Annotated in this window: 14 protein-coding genes; 6 read left to right on the plus strand and 8 right to left on the minus strand. The window is 61.1% G+C overall.

The genetic code is table 11. From position 1 onward, the window contains the following. Positions 1–25 precede the first annotated feature (25 nt). A complete protein-coding gene (locus tag BLW55_RS03925; protein ID WP_090326840.1) occupies positions 26–2,083 on the plus strand; it encodes an ASKHA domain-containing protein in 2,058 nt (685 codons plus the stop codon). Positions 2,084–2,110: 27 nt separating this feature from the next. Here the strand turns inward: BLW55_RS03925 and ligD are convergent, their stop codons facing one another. Together ligD and BLW55_RS03935 are read right to left on the minus strand one after the other, a co-directional pair. Further along, positions 2,111–3,010 (minus strand): non-homologous end-joining DNA ligase, encoded by a 900-nt coding sequence (gene ligD / locus BLW55_RS03930; protein WP_090326842.1) that lies wholly within the window; start codon positions 3,008–3,010, stop codon positions 2,111–2,113. Positions 3,011–3,081: 71 nt separating this feature from the next. Next, on the minus strand, positions 3,082–3,981 hold the full coding sequence (locus BLW55_RS03935) for a LysR substrate-binding domain-containing protein (protein WP_007007020.1): 900 nt from the start codon (positions 3,979–3,981) through the stop codon (positions 3,082–3,084). A gap of 131 nt (positions 3,982–4,112) precedes the next feature. Between BLW55_RS03935 and BLW55_RS03940 the strand changes: the two genes are divergently transcribed. The 4 genes from BLW55_RS03940 (at position 4,113) to BLW55_RS03955 (ending at position 6,678) form a co-directional block, all read left to right on the plus strand. Further along, positions 4,113–4,295 carry a hypothetical protein gene (locus tag BLW55_RS03940; protein WP_007007021.1) on the plus strand — a complete coding sequence of 61 codons (183 nt, stop codon included), beginning with the start codon at positions 4,113–4,115 and terminating at the stop codon, positions 4,293–4,295. 29 nt (positions 4,296–4,324) lie between these two features. Beyond that, positions 4,325–4,456, plus strand: coding sequence for a hypothetical protein (locus tag BLW55_RS21010; protein ID WP_280140459.1), 132 nt, complete (start codon positions 4,325–4,327; stop codon positions 4,454–4,456). A gap of 658 nt (positions 4,457–5,114) precedes the next feature. Next, complete coding sequence (locus tag BLW55_RS03950; RefSeq protein ID WP_025030496.1) at positions 5,115–6,113, plus strand: GlxA family transcriptional regulator; 999 nt, start codon at positions 5,115–5,117, stop codon at positions 6,111–6,113. 79 nt (positions 6,114–6,192) lie between these two features. Then, on the plus strand, positions 6,193–6,678 hold the full coding sequence (locus BLW55_RS03955) for an SRPBCC family protein (RefSeq protein ID WP_007007023.1): 486 nt from the start codon (positions 6,193–6,195) through the stop codon (positions 6,676–6,678). 6 nt (positions 6,679–6,684) lie between these two features. On the opposite strand, the gene BLW55_RS03960 is transcribed toward BLW55_RS03955, so the two are convergent. Both BLW55_RS03960 and BLW55_RS03965 read right to left on the minus strand, forming a co-directional pair. Continuing rightward, positions 6,685–7,533 carry a DUF1194 domain-containing protein gene (locus BLW55_RS03960; RefSeq protein ID WP_244423393.1) on the minus strand — a complete coding sequence of 283 codons (849 nt, stop codon included), beginning with the start codon at positions 7,531–7,533 and terminating at the stop codon, positions 6,685–6,687. Positions 7,534–7,646: 113 nt separating this feature from the next. After that, positions 7,647–10,166 carry a GcvT family protein gene (locus tag BLW55_RS03965; RefSeq protein ID WP_090326845.1) on the minus strand — a complete coding sequence of 840 codons (2,520 nt, stop codon included), beginning with the start codon at positions 10,164–10,166 and terminating at the stop codon, positions 7,647–7,649. 235 nt (positions 10,167–10,401) lie between these two features. Between BLW55_RS03965 and BLW55_RS03970 the strand changes: the two genes are divergently transcribed. Further along, complete coding sequence (locus tag BLW55_RS03970) at positions 10,402–12,126, plus strand: hypothetical protein (protein ID WP_090326849.1); 1,725 nt, start codon at positions 10,402–10,404, stop codon at positions 12,124–12,126. 141 nt (positions 12,127–12,267) lie between these two features. Here the strand turns inward: BLW55_RS03970 and BLW55_RS03975 are convergent, their stop codons facing one another. The 4 genes from BLW55_RS03975 to BLW55_RS03990 form a co-directional block, all read right to left on the minus strand. Next, the gene (locus BLW55_RS03975) at positions 12,268–13,695 is read right to left on the minus strand and encodes an aspartate aminotransferase family protein (protein WP_244509155.1); all 1,428 of its coding nucleotides are present in this window, start codon (positions 13,693–13,695) and stop codon (positions 12,268–12,270) included. Between the two features lie 56 nt (positions 13,696–13,751). Further along, complete coding sequence (locus BLW55_RS03980) at positions 13,752–14,759, minus strand: NAD-dependent epimerase/dehydratase family protein (RefSeq protein ID WP_090326853.1); 1,008 nt, start codon at positions 14,757–14,759, stop codon at positions 13,752–13,754. Then, a complete protein-coding gene (locus tag BLW55_RS03985; RefSeq protein ID WP_090326855.1) occupies positions 14,756–15,193 on the minus strand; it encodes an EamA family transporter in 438 nt (145 codons plus the stop codon). The genes BLW55_RS03980 and BLW55_RS03985 overlap by 4 nt, the downstream gene beginning before the upstream one ends. 111 nt (positions 15,194–15,304) lie before the next feature. Next, entirely contained in the window at positions 15,305–16,654 is a 1,350-nt protein-coding gene (locus BLW55_RS03990) for an FAD-binding oxidoreductase (RefSeq protein ID WP_090326857.1), read from the minus strand.

Consider the following 16,654-nt stretch of genomic DNA (forward strand, 5'->3'; position numbering starts at 1 on the left):
CCACCCCCAACTAACGGGCCTCGCCATGAGCGATGATCCGCTCGTTCTCTTCATGCCGTCCGGCAAGCGGGGGCGTTTCCCCCGGGGCACGACCATACTCGATGCCGCGCGGCAGCTTGGCGTTTACGTGGAGAGCGTGTGCGGGGGACGCGCCACCTGCGGACGATGCCAGATCGAGGTGCAGGAAGGCCATTTCGCCAAACACAAGATTTCCTCCTCCCCGGATCACATCTCACCGGTCGGCGCAAAGGAAGCCCGTTACGCCGAAAAGCGCGCGCTGCCCGCAGCTCGTCGCCTTTCCTGTTCGGCCACCATCGAAGGCGACCTGGTGGTGGACGTTCCGCAGGACGCGGTGATCAATGCGCAGGTGGTGCGCAAGGATGCCGATACCCGTGTCATCGAGCGCCATCCGGCGGTTCACCTTTGCTATGTGGAGGTTGAAGAGCCCGACATGCACAAGCCGCTCGGCGATCTCGACCGGCTGAAAACTGCCCTGCAAAAAGACTGGGGGGTTGGACGCATCGAGGCGGATGCGCATCTTCTGCCGCAGGTGCAGGCGATATTGCGCCAAGGCAACTGGACCGTCACCGCCGCCCTGTATCAGGACGCAGATGACGACATTGCCCGGCTGGTCGCCCTGTGGCCGGGCCTGAAAAACGAAGCCTACGGGCTTGCCTGCGACATCGGCTCGACCACGATTGCCATGCATCTTGTTTCGCTTCTGTCGGGACGCGTGGTGACCTCGGCCGGCGCATCGAACCCCCAGATTCGCTTTGGCGAGGACCTGATGAGCCGGGTTTCCTATGTGATGATGAACCCGGACGGACGCGAGGCGATGACGCGTGCCGTACGCCAGGAGATATCGAAACTGGTGCAGAAAGTGGCCGACGACGGCGGCATTGAGCGCAGCGACATTCTGGACGCCGTGTTCGTCGCGAACCCCATCATGCACCATCTCTTTCTCGGCATTGACCCGACAGAGCTGGGCGGCGCTCCCTTCGCGCTGGCAGTTTCCGGCGCCGTCAGGCTCCGGGCCGACGATCTGAAGCTCAAGCTCAATCCGGGCGCGCACACCTATCTGCTGCCCTGCATAGCTGGCCATGTGGGAGCCGATGCCGCCGCCGTCACGCTGTCGGAGGGGCCGCACCGCCAGGACGAAATGATGCTGATCGTCGATGTGGGCACCAATGCGGAGATCGTTCTAGGCAACCGGGCGCGTGTGGTGGCCGCGTCTTCGCCGACAGGCCCCGCCTTCGAGGGCGCGGAAATCTCGTCCGGCCAGCGCGCCGCGCCCGGCGCCATCGAACGCGTGCGCATCGACCGGGAAACGCTAGCTCCGCGCTTTCGGGTGATCGGCAGCGAGCTCTGGTCGGACGAGCCGGGCTTTCCCGGTTCGCTCGGGCAGGCCGGTGTCACCGGCATCTGCGGTTCCGGCATCATCGAGGTGATCGCCGAGATGTATCTGGCGGGCATTATCTCGGAGGATGGTGTGGTGGACGGAGCGCTGGCAGTTCGAAACCCGCGCATCGTCGCCGAGGGCCGCACCTTCTCCTATGTGCTGAGCGAGGCCGAACCGCGCATCACCATCACCCAGAACGATGTGCGGGCAATCCAGCTTGCCAAGGCCGCGCTCTATGCTGGCACGAAGCTCCTTATGGAGAAGCAGGGCGTGGAAACCGTGGACACGATCCGCTTTGCCGGCGCGTTCGGATCCTTCATCGATCCGCAATACGCTATGGTTCTGGGCTTGATCCCCGATTGCGACCTCGACCGGGTCTCGGCCGTCGGCAACGCCGCCGGCACAGGCGCACGCATGGCGCTGCTCAACCGCAACCACCGCCGCGAAATCGAAGAGACGGTAAGGCGCATCGAGAAAATCGAGACCGCCCTGGAACCGAGATTTCAGGAGCATTTTGTGCATGCCATGGCGCTGCCCAACAAGGTCGACCCGTTCCCGAAACTGGCCGAACAGATGCAGCTACCGCCGCGTGCAATGGCAGGCGCTCCAGCCGATGAAACGGGTGCAGCGCGCCCCCGCCGGCGCTCACGCGAAGAACGCGCGGCACGGCGCCGCCGCGATTAGCGTGGTCGCTCCCCGGTAGGCGAAACGCTATGTCACGGCTTTCAGCATTTTATCTGTGAGGGACTGGCGCCAGCCGGTACTTTCCGCCCAGGGATCGGGCGCTGCAAGCCGCTCATCCATATCGGCGATGGCGAAGGCGCTTGATACAGCAATGGTCTCAAGCTCGGACCAGGAAACCGGCGCCGCCACCGGCGCACCGGGTTTCGCCCGCGTCGAGTAGGGCGCGATGGCCGTGGCGGAGCGCTCATTGCGCAGCCAGTCGACAAAGACCCGCCCTTCCCGCTTCGCCTTCGACGCTTCAGCCAGAAAGCGCTCGGGCTCGTCTTCGGACAGACGCTTTGCAAATCCCCTGGCAAAATCCTTGATGTCCGGCCACTCCCGACGGCGCTCCAGCGGTGCGACCACGTGGATACCCTTGCCACCGGTCAGAAGCGGCACGGTCTGAAGGCCGAGATCGGCAAGCCGGTCACGCACCGTGAAGGCGGCGCGGCGAACCGCAGTGAAGTCCAGTTCCTCATCGGGATCGAGATCGAATACCAGCCGGTCGGAGGCCTCGAGCCGGTCTGTGCGTGAGCCCCATATGTGAAACTCGAGCGTGCTCATCTGAACGGCGGCGATGACGCCCTTCAGATCGTCGATATAAAGATATTCGGCCTTCTCACCGCTCTTCTCGGCAATCGCCATGTGCCGCACGGCATCGGGAAACCCCTTGCTGCCATGACGCTGAAAAAAGCACGGGCTTTCGCGCCCATCCGGGCAACGCACCAGACTGACGAGGCGCTTTTCGATATGCGGAAGCATGCGCGGCGCCGCGCGCTCGTAATACTGCGCCAGCGCAGTTTTCGTAACGCCCTCCTCCGCGAAGAGAAGCCTGTCGGGGCTCGACAGCGAAACGCCGGCAATCTGCAGTCGTTTGTCAGCACACATGCGCAACAGCCTCCACGCTTTTTACGCCCCGGAGTGTCCAAGAGCGTGCCCCAGAGCGTGCCTAAGACCGCTCAGAACCGGCCGGATTCGCTGAACATGTCGAAAGTCGAGCGAATATGGTCGGCAGCAGCCTTGACCGGCGCCGAAGCATCGGGAGAAACGACCATGCCGATGTGATAGTTGCACAGTTTGGGCAGTCCATCCTTCGGGCCAAGCTCCACAAGGTCGTCCCGCAGGAAGGATTTTGGCAGCGGCGCGATGGCGAGATCGGAAAGAATGGCCGCGCGTTGGCCCGCCGTGTGGGCGCTCATATAGGCGACGCGATAATCGCGCCCGTCCTTTTCCATGGCGGAAAGCGCACCGGCGCGCCAGGCGCACCCCTCCTCCCAGAGCGAGAGCGGCAGCGGCTCGCGTAAATGCGCGCAGCCCCCTTTGGCGCCTGCCCAGACGATGGGCTCCGTGAAGACAATCTGGACGCTGCTGTCTTCAGATCCTTCGGTACAGGTGAGCAGTGTGAGATCAAGCTGTCGGTTGGCCATCCGTTTGCGCAGGTTGGCACTCTGGTCGATGACCACGTCGACGGCAATGGAAGGATGGGTTTCTGCAAAGCGTTTGAGAACGCTGGGTAAGATTCGTTCGCCGTAATCGTCCGGCGATCCTAATCGAACGATGCCGCTGATATCGGGCATGACGAATTTCGACACCGCTTCGCGGTTCAGGGCCAGTAATCTGCGCGCATAATTCAATAATAACTCGCCATCGGCCGTAAGCGACACCGACCGCGCATCACGCTGGAACACCGAACGCCCCAGCATCTCCTCAAGCTTCTTGATCTGCATGGAGACGGCAGACGGGGTTCGGTAGACCGCATTGGATGCGGCCGTGAAACTGCCGGTCTCGGCAATCGCCACAAAGGTGCGAAGGACATCGAGCTCCAATAAGGGCATCGGATGATTGAGGGGAGCGTTCATGCCGTTTTCCATTCAATAACTTTGAACAAAAGGATCATTCGATTGTGTTTGATTGAACATCAACCTTGCGGCATAGTCAACAGTGTCAGGCGATGACGTCTGGCAAAGCAGCCAGACAGAGGAGAAGGACAATGTCTGTTTTCGCACGCATGAACCATTATGTCCGCCACTATCGGACGGCATTGAACCGCCGGCGTACCGAGCGCCTGATCGACACGCTTCCCGCAGAAATCCGCAAGGACATCGGCTGGCCGGCTCACTACACGAGCATTCAGTCCGATGGTCAGGACAACCGCAGCATCTCGCGTTTCTGAACGCCGGTCCAGACAAACAGGAGTGTTGAATGATATCGCTGACAAAGGCCCTGAAGGCAGTGCGTGATTTCGCAATCGAATTCGACGCAATGACCCATCACGCCAAATACGGTACGCCCCCGGCGAAAAAGCCCGGGCCATCCGGGCGGAGCACACACTGACATGAAAGCAAAAGCCACGCGCTTACGCGCGATCTGTCGAACGCCGACCTGACCCCGACCTGAATGTCGGGGTCTTTTTTTGCCCGTATGCCGTTGCGAGCCCCACAGATGTCGCTTTTCCTAACGTGCGCTTCGCATTTTCCGCCTCATCGCCGACACGGATGCGATAGCTCTCCACCATCGAACGAGCGACCCCACTCCATCCTGCATGAGAAGGCGCTCGGTGAGAACCGACTGTCTTTCGATGTTGACTGTTTCCTGGAGCGCAAGATGAAGCTTTTCGCACGCTTTATACGCCGTCGTCGGGGTACGAATCCAAACACTGTGTTCGCCCGCCAGCGGCTTCAAAAAACGATGCCGGGTGAAACCGGAGCCCTCGCCGGCTCTCGGCTCGGCTTCCTGGTCAACTGATCAACTTTTGCAAGCCCCATTTAGCCTCCGGGGCCTCTCCGGCCACAGCTGAGCCACCGGGTCGGGAACGCCCGGCTGTCTGATTGCCTCCGCATGCAGGCCTCAACACGCTCGCACTTCACGCAAACGCCTGCAAAACGACGCTTTCCATCGCCTCTCGGATTGACAGAAAACACAATTCCTGATGACGCTTCGATGACAGCGGCATGACCTGGGAGGCAGGTGTCATGCGCAACCGGGAGGCACTATGTCGGGCGAGAACAGCTGCAAGCGGTCGATCGTTTTCTTTCTCATTCCCGACTTCACCATGATGGCGTTTTCCGCTGCGCTGGAACCCCTGCGAACCGCCAATCGAATGGCGGGCTACGAAGCCTATACATGGCGGCTGGCTAGTTGTGATGGCGAACCGGTCCGCGCATCGAACGGCGTTGAGGTGGCCGTCGGCTCTTCCCTCGCCGCCGAGCGGCAGAAAATGGTCGGGCACGAACGTCCTTCAATGGTCATTGTCTGCGGCGGCCTGAACATCGAGGATTATAGCAACAAGACTGTCTTTGCCTGGCTGCGCGAAGAGTACAATCGTGGCGTCGCCATCGGCGGGCTGTGCACGGCAGCTTACGTCCTGGCCGGGGCCGGGCTGCTGGCCGACAGACGCTGCGCAATCCATTGGGAAAACCTCCCGGGCTTCGCCGAAAGATACCCACGCGCAAACGTCTTTGCCGATCTCTTCGAGACCGAGGCGAACATATACACCTGCGCGGGCGGCACCGCGGCCATGGACATGATGCTGAAGCTGATCGGTGAGGATTTCGACGACAGCCTGATCAACCGCGTCTGCGAGCAATTGTTGACGGACCGGGTGCGCAGCCCCTCCGACCGCCAGCGCCTGCCACTGAGGGCGCGGCTTGGCGTGCAGAATTCCAAGGTTCTCACCATCATCGAGCTGATGGAAGCGAACCTGGCTGAGCCCCTTTCACTGGTGCAGATCGCGGAGAACGTGGGGCTCTCCCGCCGTCAGATCGAGCGCCTGTTCCGGCAGGAGATGGGGCGTTCGCCCGCCCGCTACTATCTGGAAATCCGCCTTGACCGGGCCCGCCACCTCCTGATCCAGTCCTCCCTGCCCGTTGTTGAAGTGGCGGTTGCCTGCGGCTTCGTCTCGGCTTCGCACTTCTCCAAATGCTACCGTGAGCTCTACGCCCGCTCACCCCAGCAGGAACGCGCCGACCGCAAGCAGCTTCTCGTCGCCTGACAAAAAATTGCCGGGACCTGTCGGGGTGGCTGCGCACCGATCGTCCTCGCAGTACAGACAGACACTGGGAGACATGGAAATGAGCACCACCATCGACGTCGCACCTGAACTGGAGAACGAACTCGTCCTGGCGCGTATCATCGACGCGCCCCGCGAAAAAATCTTCCGCGCCTGGACCGATCCGGAAATCCTCAAACAATGGTTCGTGCCAAAACCCTGGACGATTTCGAAAGTCGAGATGGACGTGCGTCCGGGCGGATCCAGCCTGATCGTAATGCGCGACCCGGACGGCAATGAGTATCCCAATCCGGGCATTTTCCTTGAGGTGGTCGAGAACGAGAGGATCGTGACGACCGACGCCTTCACCGGGGCGTGGACCCCTTCACAAAAGCCGTTTATGACCATGATCCTCACCCTGGAGGATGCCGGAAAAGGCAGGACACGCTACATCGCACGGGCGCTGCACTGGAATGCGGAGGACCGCGAAGCACACGAGAAGATGGGCTTTCACGAAGGCTGGGGCCAATGCGCCGACCAGCTCGAAGAGATTGCTGCAACGCTCTGAACGCGATCAGGGCTCCTGCCACATCCAGGAGCGATCCCGCCACATCTTTTCACCGACAAGGCAGTCATAGGCACTGTGAAACTGGGCGAGCACGACCTGCGGGCGGTGCCCGCCCGTTCCAGCCAGCTCCAGTACCAGCTTGCGTCGAATGGCTTCGGGGAACTGCGACCAGTCATTGACCGGCACGACAAATGCCCCCGGCCCGCCGATGACACAGTTCCGGTAGTAGGTATCGAGATCCTTGACGTCGAAACTGGTGGTCAGCCCGCCATTGGTCATCAGCGGAAGCCCGTTGATGGTGATGCCCATGCCAGCCAGTCGGTCGCGGGCCGGAACCACGGGACCGCCCTGATTGTTGGGGCCGTCTCCGGAGACATCCACCACGCGCCGAAGCCCTCGAAAGTCGCTTTCCGCCAATAGATCGCCGGCATAATCGAGTGCACCTGATATCGAGGTTCGACGGGCACTGCTTGGAGGATTGGCCGATAGCCGCTCTGCGAAATGCCGCGCATCCTCTGCCGAAGCAATCCGGGTCCAGGGAACGACAACACGCTGGGAGAAATTGCCCGCCCATTCGAAATAGGTCACCGCGATCTTGCCATGCATGCCACTCAGGATCGCGCCAACGACCTCTTCATGGGTCAGCGCTTCCGCATAGCCGCGGCGCTGTATCTCCAGCTCGCCAGCCGACATGGAAAGAGAAACATCGACCGCCAGGACGAGTTGAACGTCGACGATTTCCTGGGCTCTGGACGGTTGAGGCTGAGTGGCGACAAGAAAGGCGCAACAAAATCCCGTAAAAGCAGCGAGCAGACCGCTTTGATTGAGGTGCAGACCCATTCTCGACCTGGACATGCCCTAGTCTAGCGCATGTCCAGCCGGCTATAAATCACGCAATTTGGCGTATTGACCCGACTTATGGCGCTTCCATTGGTGAGTATGGGTTCCGCTTCCTTTCCACCTCCACGTCACCCATCCGTGCGCAGCGCAGCATTTTCGGGATCGAACGGGCTTTCACCGATCACTTTTGCCGGATGAAGCTCACCCAGTATCCTGATCTCGAGCTCCGTGCCTTCGGCGGCGAATTCGGGGCGTACCATGGCGAGCGCCAGGCTTTTTCCCACGCGCCAGCCATAGCCGCCATGCGTGGCACGCCCCACCAGTTCTCCGGCCCTGTAGATCGCCTCGTTGCCGCGTGCATCGGCGTCGCGGACACCACCAACCTCCAGCGTGACATAGTTCCAGCCAAGCCCCTCCTCGCGCTGCTTAAGCAGAGCCTCACGGCCGATGAATTCGCCCTTGTCGGGATGCACGAAACGGTCGAGCCCGCTTTCCCATGCGGTGTACTCGATTGAGAGTTCACGCGGGATCAGACGATAGCTCTTCTCGATGGCCATTGCCGTCATGGCGCGAATGCCAAAGGGCTTTATGCCAAGTTCCGCGCCGGCCTCCATGATCAGATCGAAGATCAGGTTCTGCTGCTCGATGGGATGGTGCAGCTCCCAGCCGAGCTCGCCGACGAAATTCACGCGCAGCGCATGGGCGCTCGCACGGCCAACGGAAATCTCCTTGCCCGAGAGCCAGGGAAACGCGGCGTTGGAAAGCTCCGTGCGCGTGAGCCTGCGCAACACATCGCGGCTCCTGGGTCCAGCAAGAACGAAAACGCCGTACTGCTGCGTGATCGGCCGCAGGGTGACGGAGCCGTTATCGGGAAGCAGCTTGAAGAGCACGTCATGATCATGCGCCTCATAGGCACCGGCGGACACCAGATAGAACCGGCCCGGCTTCCACTCATAGACGGTGAACTCCGAGCGCACCCCGCCATTCTTCGTAAGCAGATGGCAGAGCGCCACGCGGCCCCGCTTCTTTGGGATGCGATTGGCAAAAATGCTGTCGAGCCAGCTCCTCGCGCCGGGTCCCGAAACCTCGATCTTGGCGAAGGCCGACATGTCGAGAAGCCCGACGTTCTCGTGGACGTTCGTCACCTCGTTACCGACATGTTCGAAATAGTTCGAGCGGCGGAACGACCATTTTTCAACGACGCGGCCATCTGCAAGCGCCGGCGCATGATTGTGCTTCAACAGCACGTCCGCACCAACGCCGAGTTCGCTTTCAGGCACTGCATACCCTTCCGGCGCAAACCAGTTGGGCCGCTCCCAGCCATAAACGGATCCGAACACGGCCCCCAGCCGTTTCATACGTTCATAGCTCGGCGTGGTCTTCAGGGGCCGCGCCGCCGAACGCTCCTCATCGGGATAGTGAACGGTGAAGACATTGGCATAGGCCTCCTCGTTCTTCTCGCGCAGATAGCCCTCGGTGGCATAGGGGCCGAAACGGCGCGGGTCGACGCCCATCATGTCGATGGACGGTTCGCCCTCGACGATCCATTCGGCAAGCTGCCAGCCCGCGCCGCCGGCCGCCGTGACGCCGAAGGAATGGCCCTCATTCAGCCAGAAATTCTTCAGCCCCGGCGCGGGGCCGATGATGGGAGAGCCGTCGGGCGTATAGGCGATTGCGCCATTGTAGATCTTCTTGATGCCCACCTCGCCAAAGGCGGGAACACGCTCGATCGCTGTTTCCACATAGGGCATGAGGCGTTCCAGATCCTCCTGGAACAGCTCGTACTCACTGTCTTCGCTGGGACCGTCCACATAGCAGCAGGGCGCACCGACCTCGTAAGGACCAAGCAAAAGACCTCCATTCTCCTCGCGCATATACCAGGAGGAATCGCTCTCGCGCAGGACTCCCATTTCCGGCAGCCCTTCCTTCTTGCGTGCGACAATGGCGGGATGCGGCTCGGTGACGATGTATTGATGCTCGACCGGGATCACCGGCACGTCGAGCCCGACCATGGCCCCGGTCCTGCGGGCAAAATTGCCGGTGCAGGAGATAACGTGCTCGCAGGCAATCTCGCCCTTGTCGGTGGTGACGGTCCAGGTCCCGTCATCGCCCTGTGCAATCGCGGTCACCGCGGTGTTGCGATAGATGGTTGCGCCGAGATCGCGCGCGCCCTTGGCGAGCGCCTGCGTCAGATCGGCCGGCTGGATATAGCCATCGTCAGGATGCTGGATCGCGCCAAGAAGCCCATCGGTCTCGCAAAGCGGCCAGATCTCCTTCACCTGCTCGGGCGTCAGGAGCTTGACCGGAATGCCGATGGTTTCGGCGATACCGGCATAATACATATACTCGTCCCAGCGATCCTTCGTGCGCGCGAGACGAATATTGGAGCATTGCGTGAAACCGACATTCATGCCGGTCTCCTCCTGAAGCTCCTGATAGAATTTCACCGAGTATTTGTGGATCTGACCGACCGAGTAGCTCATGTTGAACAGCGGCAGAAGGCCGGCGGCATGCCATGTGGAACCGGATGTCAATTCCTTGCGCTCAAGCAGCACCACATCCGACCAGCCCTTTTTGGCCAGGTGATAGAGCGTCGACACGCCCACAACACCACCGCCGATGACAACCGCCCGCGCATTTGCCTTCATGCTCTCACTCCCTCGATCGCTCCCGCCAGACCGCGCAGGCAGGCTGGATGACGCCCATGATCAGAAACGATCCTAGTCCTCAGAAGACAGAACTTCTTTGCCTGAATGCGACATCGCCGAAACGGCCCGCGCCATTAAGCAAAACAGGCGATTGAGCGGGTGAGTTAACTTCTTCTGACCGCCTCTTCTGTAGAAATGAATGCGACGACAGGCAGAAGGCACCCCGGGGGCAGACATGGCAATGGCGGTCGAACACATGGCCACGACAAGACGGCGCAGATGGCTGACAGGCCCGGTGGCCATCCTGGCCATGACGGCGCTGGTCATGGCGGTTTTCCTCGTCCTGCCGCTCAACGTGCCGATCGGCCCCATGTACTGGGACCTGTTCATCTATTTCGATGCCGCAAACCGGATTTTTTCCGACCAGATCCCCGCCACGGACTTCTTCGCGCCCGTGGGACCGCTCGGCTATTATCTGTTTGCAGGCGGCGTGAAGCTGTTTGCCAACGCGCAGCCGCTCCTACTGGTGCACTGGTCGCTCTTTGCCGTCACCGCACCGCTCATGGCGCTGGCGCTGTGGCAGGTGGATGCAAAGTCGCGCGGAACGGCGCTGGCGCTGCTTCTGCCCTTTCTCGCCTTCGCCCTTCTGCCGTTCAACACCCGCGAATTCTATCCATTTCCCGGATCCGACGGGTTCGGCATCTACAATCGGCAGGTTTGCCAGCTTCTATATGTGCTCACCGTTGCGCTCGTCTATCTGCGCGACCAGCGGATGCTGCTCGTCTCCATCGTGGCCGGGATGACGGGCCTCTTCCTGACAAAGATTACGGGCTTCGTCTCCGGTGGGCTTCTATGCGCCTTCGCTTTCGCGGCGGGCCGCGTCTCCATCCGCACTGCGGTCGCCTCGGCGGTCATCTTCCTGGGAATTCTGGGCCTTCTGGAACTCTGGACCGGCTTTACGCTCAATTACATCAGGGACATCCTGGCGCTCGTCGTCATGAACGAAGGCAGCCTTCTGCCCCGCTTCCTCCAGGCCGCGTCGCACACATTCGGCATTATCGCGCCCGCGGGCCTGCTGGCGCTCTTCCTGCTCTACCGGGATCGCGGGATGCTCGCCGGCAAGCTGCGCGCGCCGAGTGTGGCGGCCATTGCTGCCATCATCGACCATAATGCATTCTGGATCATGACGGTGCTTGTCGCAGGCATCTTCTTCGAAACACAGAACACAGGAAGCCAGGCGCTCATCTTCATCTGGCCGGTGCTCCTACCCGTTCTTGTGCGGCTCTGGCAGAGCGAAACGGAACGCCCTGTCTTTCTGGTCGCTGCCGCCCTTGCCTCCGCCGCCGCCCTGCCGCCGCTGGTCAACACGGTGGAGCGCGCAGCACGCACCTATATCGGCGCCATCAAGAATGTGGCAATGCCGAACCAGAACCTGAAAACGCTCGGCCGCCTCAATATGCGACCCGAAATCCTGGCGCGTTCTGAAAAAATGCTGGATTTCTATACGCTCCACCGCGACACCTACGCGGACTTCATCCGCATTCAGGAGTTGCCGTCTTCCGTGTACTACTCGGAGTTCCATTTCCAGGCGACGCATCTGATGGCCATCGACGGCGCCATTAATGCGATCCGCGAGCTGGAAGAAGAGCAGGGAATAAGGTTCGAGACGATCCTCAACCTGAACTTCGTCAACCCCTTCCCCTGGCTACTGGACCGGAGTGCGCCACTGCACGTGGCGATCGGGGCCGATCCCACACGCGCCGTTCCCCCACCGGATGCCGAAGCGCTGGAGGCCGTTCGCCAGACAGATATGATCCTGCACCCCACCTGCCCGCTGACCACGGCCAATGCGGACCTTCTCAAGATCTACGCGCCCGCCATGCAGGACCATGAGCGCATCACGCTGAACCAATGCTTCGACGCCTATCTGAGCCCGCGCATGGCGGACCGGATCGAATAGGCGCGGCAGCTCTTTCAAAGCCGGGCGCACACAAAAAGAAGGCCGGGACAAGCCCGGCCAGTTGTCGCGCGAGAGGCGCTATTCCTAAACTTTTCAAAGCCTTGAAAAGCGTTTCAGACTCATTCTCTCAGAAGCCGGCGCTTACTTCACCTGGCTTTTGACGAAATCCTTCACGATGGAAACGACACCGCGCCCAAGCAGCGCATCGAGCGAGTCCACGAGCTTGTCCACATGCTCGGGTCGCATAATGAGCGGCGGCAGAAGACGGATGACATTGCGGTTGTACTCGGTGAAGGCGACCAGTACATCGTAATCGCGCAGGAGAAGCGCGCCCACGAAGCCCGACAGCGAGCCCTTCAGCTTCTCGTCCAGCACACCGACCACCGGGCGCAGGACCGCCGGCAGGGTCTGCGAGAAATCGTGGAATTCGAGCCCGACCATGCAGCCGCGGCCACGAATGTCCTTGATGATGCGCGGATATTTGTCCTTCAGCGCATTGAGACGTTCGACAAGATAGGCGCCGGTGCTTTCGGCATTCTCCATCAGCGCCTCGTCATAGAGCACATTGGTGCCCTCGATGGCCGTGGCGCAGGCCTCACCGATGCCGCCAAAGGTGGCCATGGCGTGGATCATCGCCGTTTTCGGCGTGCCATAGGCCTTCATGTAGATGTCGCGCTTGGCGATCATCGCGGCCATGGCGGCCTTGCCGGCACCCAGCGACTTGGCGAGCGCGGTAATGTCCGGCACCACGTCATAATGCTCGAAGGCATAGAAGCGACCCGTGCGCCCATAGCCGCACTGAACCTCGTCCGCCACCCAGATGACGCCATACTGGTCGCAGAGCTGGCGCAGCTTCTGCCAGAATTCGCGCGGCGCCTCGTTGATGCCGCCACCGCCCTGAACAGTTTCAAGCACGATTGCGCCAATCTCGGGATCGGTGCGGAAAGCCGTTTCGATGGCGTCGATATCTCCAAAGGGCACGCGTACCGTGTTGTCCGTCAGGCGGAACTCGGCGCGGTAGAGATTGCCATCGGTGATGGTGAGAACGCCCTTGGTCTTGCCGTGGAAGGAATTCTCCGCATAGACGACCTTCGGCCGCTTGGGGCCGGCCGCGCGCTCGGCAAGTTTGATGGCCGATTCCATGGCCTCGGAGCCCGAGGAGCCGAGAAACACCATGTCGAGCTCACCCGGTGAGCAGGCAGCGAGATTGGCAGCGAGCGCCGTCGAATACTGCGACATGAAGGCGATGGCGATCTCGTGGCGCTTCTCGTCCTGGAATTTCCTGCGCGCCTCGAGAATGCGCGGATGGTTGTGGCCGAAGGCCAACGAGCCGAAACCGCCGAAGAAGTCGAGGATCTTTCGACCGTTCTGGTCGATGTAATACATCCCCTCGGCGCTCTCAATCTTGATCTTGTGGAAGCCCAGAAGCTTCATGAAGTGAAGCTGGCCGGGGTTCAGATGCGCCTTGAACAGATCGGTCATCCGCTCGACGCTCAGAGCCTTGGCATCCTCCACCGTCAGGAGGTCGGGTTTCGCGATTGTCCGGGGTGCGAGTTCGGGTGCATCCATCACGGGCCTTGCCCCTTTCGTCTCGGTCTTTGTCACGACGGTCATGGCGACCTCCCTTATTCGGCCGGAACCTGGCTGGCGCCAACGGCCTGGCCAGATTTCTTGGCACGATATTCGTCATAGGCGGCGATCAGCATGTCGCCATCATTGTATTGCGGCACCCAGCCAAGGTCGCGCTCGCCCTTGGAGACGTCGAGCACGCACATTTCGTCGGCAATCAGATACTGCTCCGGGTCCATAAGCGGCATGTTCATCCAGTCGAGCATGTCGAGCGTGCGCTTCACGGCCCAGCCGGGCGTGGGCAGAAGCAGGGATTTCGAGCCCGCATGCTTCACCAGATCGCCAAGCAGCTTGCGCACCGGCGGCGGGTTGAGCGAGCCGAGATTATAGGCCTCGTTCGGCACGCCTGCCTTCCACGCAAGCCGTGCTGCTTCCGCGCAGTCGAACACGGAGATGAACTGGTAGGGGTTCTTGCCTGCACCGATCATCGGCACCGGCAGGTTCATGTCCACCAGCTTGAACAGTTTTTCCAGAATGCCCAGACGTCCCGGCCCGATGATGAGACGCGGGCGGAACAGCGAGATGTTCATACCGCGCTTGCGCCATTCGGCTGCCAGAACTTCAGTATCGAGCTTGGACTGACCATATTCGCCGAGCGGCGAAACCGGGTGATCCTCGGTCATCGGATAGGTGACGGTATGGCCGTAGATCATGTCGGTTGTGAAGTGGACGAGGTTTTTGGCGCCCGCCTTGTCCATCGCCTCGATGATGTTGACCGTGCCGTGATAATTCACCGGATAGAAGAAATCGTGCCGCTTGGCGCGCACCTGGATCGGCGACAGCATCTTGGCCGACAGGTTGTAGACCATGTCGTCGGCCTTCAAGCCCAGCGCCTCAATCGCCGCGGGATCGGTTACATCGCAATGGACAAACGCCACCTGGCGATAATGCGGCAGGTCGCTCTTCACGATGTCGGCAACGATGACCTCTTCGCCATCGGCCACTAGCTTGGGAGCCAGGTGCCGGCCGACGAAGCCGTCACCGCCAAAAATGATATGTCTCATTGGATCATCGACCTTTCGGACTGAAGTTTGTCTTTTGCGAGCGCCGCCTGTTCTTCAGGCATTTCGCGGCCGCTCTGCGCGATCAGCACGGTGCCGACGCAGATCAGCGCGATGCCGGCGATGCGGTAGGCGTTCAGGTCTTCCTTGAAGAGGAAGTAGGCGAACACCGCCACCGCCACATAGGCAAGGCTCAAAAACGGATAGGCGAAGGACAGCTCGACCTTGGAAAGCACGTAGAGATGCGACGCCATGGAGATGACGAAGACGCACAGGCCGGCAAAAATCCACGGACTGAAGACGATCTGAAGAATCTTCAGGATCGGGTTCGCGCCTGCAAAGCTCAGATCGCCCAGCGTCATCATGCCGTGTTTCAGCATGAGCTGCGCAGCCGCGTTGGTCATCACCGTGAAGAGTATGAAGGGTATGTATTTCATCTTGTTCCGCCCGTCCCTGTCATAGCGCCCTCTTGCAAACAAAGCGTGAAGCGCCCGAGATAAATTGCATCCACCGCGTGAAAATCTTGCGTTTGCCTGAACCACGCCCGTTTATTCGGCTGCATGACGTTCTCCCTTCTCGCCTGCCGGCAATTTCAGCGCCGTGCGCCGCCAGAAGTCGGAAAGAAACGCAGGATCCCGTAGCGCCTCAAGATCGCGCCAGCCCGGAAAAGAGGCTTCGAACAGGGCCGCCCCCATGCGCGCGTCCTTGTAGGGATTGACCGCGCCACCCGCCTCCACCGTCATGCGATCGAGGCGCTCGAAGAGCGCACGGGTGGCCGAACCCGCATTGGAGAAATCGAGTGTCAGCGTGTAGCCCGGCCTTGGAAACGAAAGAATGCCCGGTGAGGCAACATCGCCGAAGCGCTTGAGAACGGTAAGGAAAGAGGCCTGCCCGGCCTCGCGCGCCGCCGCCATCATGGCCGGTATGGTTTCGCGCGCGGCCTCGAAGGGCACCACGCTCTGATGCTGCAGGAGGCCGCGCGGACCGTAGAGCCTGTTCCAGTGGCGCACCGCATCGAGCGGGAAGAAATAGCTTTCGTAAGACGAGCGCCGAACGCCCTCCGCCCGCGCCTTGCTCCAGGCGAAAGCACGGTTGAAAGCGGCAAGCGACCACCGGTTCAGGAAATTGACCGGAGGCCGGAAAGGAACAGCAAGGCGGCGAGCGGAGGGCACACGGTAGACGTCCCCGTCCTCGGCATGATTTGCCGTCAGCAGGAAGCCCCTGCCCGCGCTCGCGCCAGAAGCAAGCTGGTCGAGCCAGGCCACCGCGTATTCGTTCCTGGCGTCGGCATCGGCCGCCAGGTCGAAATATTCGTCGAGCCCGGAAAAGCCACGCACGCGCTCGTTTACATCGACGGAGGCGACCTTCATCAGTCTGATCGTCGCGTCGAGGATCAAACCTGTCAGCCCCATGCCGCCAATGGTGGCGCGAAAGAGCTCCGCGTTTTCCTGCGCGCTGCAATGGCGGGTCTCGCCATCGGACCGCAGCAGCGTGAAGGAAACCACGTGACAGCCGAAAGTACCGCGCCGGTGATGGTTCTTGCCATGCACGTCGTTGGCGATGGCTCCACCCAGCGTGACAAACTGCGTGCCCGGCACCACAGCCGGAAACCAGCCCTTCGGACCGACATGAGCGATCAGGTCCGACAGCATGAGACCGGCCTGCGCCGTAAAGAGCCCGCTTTCGGCATCGAAGGCCAGAACGCGCTTCATGGAGCGCATGTCGATCAGCGCGCCGGCATCGTTCAGGCAGGTATCGCCATAGGACCGGCCATTGCCATAAGGCAGCACGGACGACGGCAGCCCCCTGCCAGCGCGCAGACGCTCGACCGCATCTTCAGCGCCAATCGCCTGAGCCGTGTTTCTGCGCACCAGTCCGAATGCCGAATAATCAGCCAT

Origin of the sequence: Nitratireductor aquibiodomus, assembly GCF_900105565.1 — a bacterium.
Taxonomy (GTDB): Bacteria; Pseudomonadota; Alphaproteobacteria; order Rhizobiales; family Rhizobiaceae; genus Nitratireductor; species Nitratireductor aquibiodomus.

What these genes read in the sequence shown, in the direction of transcription:
- BLW55_RS03925 (WP_090326840.1), top strand. Translation starts at nt 26, where the DNA reads ATGAGCGATGATCCGCTCGTTCTCTTCATGCCGTCCGGCAAGCGGGGG.
- ligD (WP_090326842.1), bottom strand. Translation starts at nt 3,010, where the DNA reads ATGTGTGCTGACAAACGACTGCAGATTGCCGGCGTTTCGCTGTCGAGC.
- BLW55_RS03935 (WP_007007020.1), bottom strand. Translation starts at nt 3,981, where the DNA reads ATGAACGCTCCCCTCAATCATCCGATGCCCTTATTGGAGCTCGATGTC.
- BLW55_RS03940 (WP_007007021.1), top strand. Translation starts at nt 4,113, where the DNA reads ATGTCTGTTTTCGCACGCATGAACCATTATGTCCGCCACTATCGGACG.
- BLW55_RS21010 (WP_280140459.1), top strand. Translation starts at nt 4,325, where the DNA reads ATGATATCGCTGACAAAGGCCCTGAAGGCAGTGCGTGATTTCGCAATC.
- BLW55_RS03950 (WP_025030496.1), top strand. Translation starts at nt 5,115, where the DNA reads ATGTCGGGCGAGAACAGCTGCAAGCGGTCGATCGTTTTCTTTCTCATT.
- BLW55_RS03955 (WP_007007023.1), top strand. Translation starts at nt 6,193, where the DNA reads ATGAGCACCACCATCGACGTCGCACCTGAACTGGAGAACGAACTCGTC.
- BLW55_RS03960 (WP_244423393.1), bottom strand. Translation starts at nt 7,533, where the DNA reads ATGTCCAGGTCGAGAATGGGTCTGCACCTCAATCAAAGCGGTCTGCTC.
- BLW55_RS03965 (WP_090326845.1), bottom strand. Translation starts at nt 10,166, where the DNA reads ATGAAGGCAAATGCGCGGGCGGTTGTCATCGGCGGTGGTGTTGTGGGC.
- BLW55_RS03970 (WP_090326849.1), top strand. Translation starts at nt 10,402, where the DNA reads ATGGCAATGGCGGTCGAACACATGGCCACGACAAGACGGCGCAGATGG.
- BLW55_RS03975 (WP_244509155.1), bottom strand. Translation starts at nt 13,695, where the DNA reads ATGGATGCACCCGAACTCGCACCCCGGACAATCGCGAAACCCGACCTC.
- BLW55_RS03980 (WP_090326853.1), bottom strand. Translation starts at nt 14,759, where the DNA reads ATGAGACATATCATTTTTGGCGGTGACGGCTTCGTCGGCCGGCACCTG.
- BLW55_RS03985 (WP_090326855.1), bottom strand. Translation starts at nt 15,193, where the DNA reads ATGAAATACATACCCTTCATACTCTTCACGGTGATGACCAACGCGGCT.
- BLW55_RS03990 (WP_090326857.1), bottom strand. Translation starts at nt 16,654, where the DNA reads ATGGCTGATTATTCGGCATTCGGACTGGTGCGCAGAAACACGGCTCAG.